1 protein-coding gene is annotated in these 1,015 nt (G+C 70.7%); it reads right to left on the bottom strand.

Features of this window, described 5'->3' with window-relative positions:
• Window positions 1–72 precede the first annotated feature (72 nt).
• Window positions 73–1,015: DNA translocase FtsK (locus tag BLP29_RS21370; protein ID WP_279385474.1), on the bottom strand; the 943-nt coding region annotated here is incomplete at its 5' end.

Genomic DNA, 1,015 nt, shown 5'->3' with positions numbered 1-1,015 from the left:
CGGGTGGGGGGGTGGATTGGTGGCTGGTGATGGTCTGCGCGGCCGACTCGTCGGCCCAGGAGCTGAGGGCGGTCATCGGGGGGCCGCCGGCGGGGGCAGCAGCGCCGACAGGTCAGCGTCTTCGGGGACCAGCACGTCGCGGGCCTTGCTGCCCTCGGACGGGCCGACGATCCCGGCGCGCTCGAGCTGCTCCATCAGCCGGACGGCCTTGGCGAACCCGACCCGCAGCTTGCGCTGGATCATCGACACCGACCCGAACTGGGAGGCCACGACCTGCTCGGCGGCCTGCACCAGGTCGGCGTGCTCGGCGAGCTGCCGCTGGTACTCCTTGGCCTCGTCGGACAGCTCGACCGTCTCCACGCGGACCATGCGGGCCGGGCGGTCGGGATCGGGCTCGGGGAGGCGGTGCAGCCAGTCGACCATCCACGAGTTGATCTGGCCGTCGAGGTCCTCGGAGACGATCGGCATGATCAGGCCCAGGAAGCTGTCGCCGCAGGTGACCATCGACGAGGGTGCGGGCAGGCGGCACGGGGTCAGCGACAGCGACTTGCCGTAGGCGGTCGAGGCCTTCGCGAACAGGGCGAGCAGCTTCCCGTCGACGCACCAGCGGGTGTTGCTCGTGCCCAGCGCGTTCGCGCCGGTGGCGAACAGCTCGACCAGCGGCGGGAACGACGTGCCGTGCGGCAGCCGGGGCAGCTTGAGCTGCTTGCCGTTGAACAGCCCGCCGGTGTCGGTGATGGACACCTCGGTGCCCACCTCCAGCTCGAGGGTGTCGCCGTTGTCCTCGTCGTCGGACTTCGCGCCCTTGAACAGGACCAGCAGCTCTGAGCAGTCGGTGGGGGACAGGTCGAAGGAGCCGATCTCCCCGTCGGGGATCTCCCACACCGACACGATCGCCAGCCCCGCGGTCCATCGGTTCGACGCGGTGACCGTCAGGTTCCGGTCGTCGAGAACGCACCGGATGCGGTGCAGCGTCGAGTCGTCCTTGTCCCTGGAGGCGTGCGGGGCGACCGCG

It is taken from the genome of Klenkia marina (assembly GCF_900101025.1).
Lineage (GTDB): Bacteria > Actinomycetota > Actinomycetes > Mycobacteriales > Geodermatophilaceae > Klenkia > Klenkia marina.
This window is presented reverse-complemented; position numbering and strand designations above follow the sequence as displayed.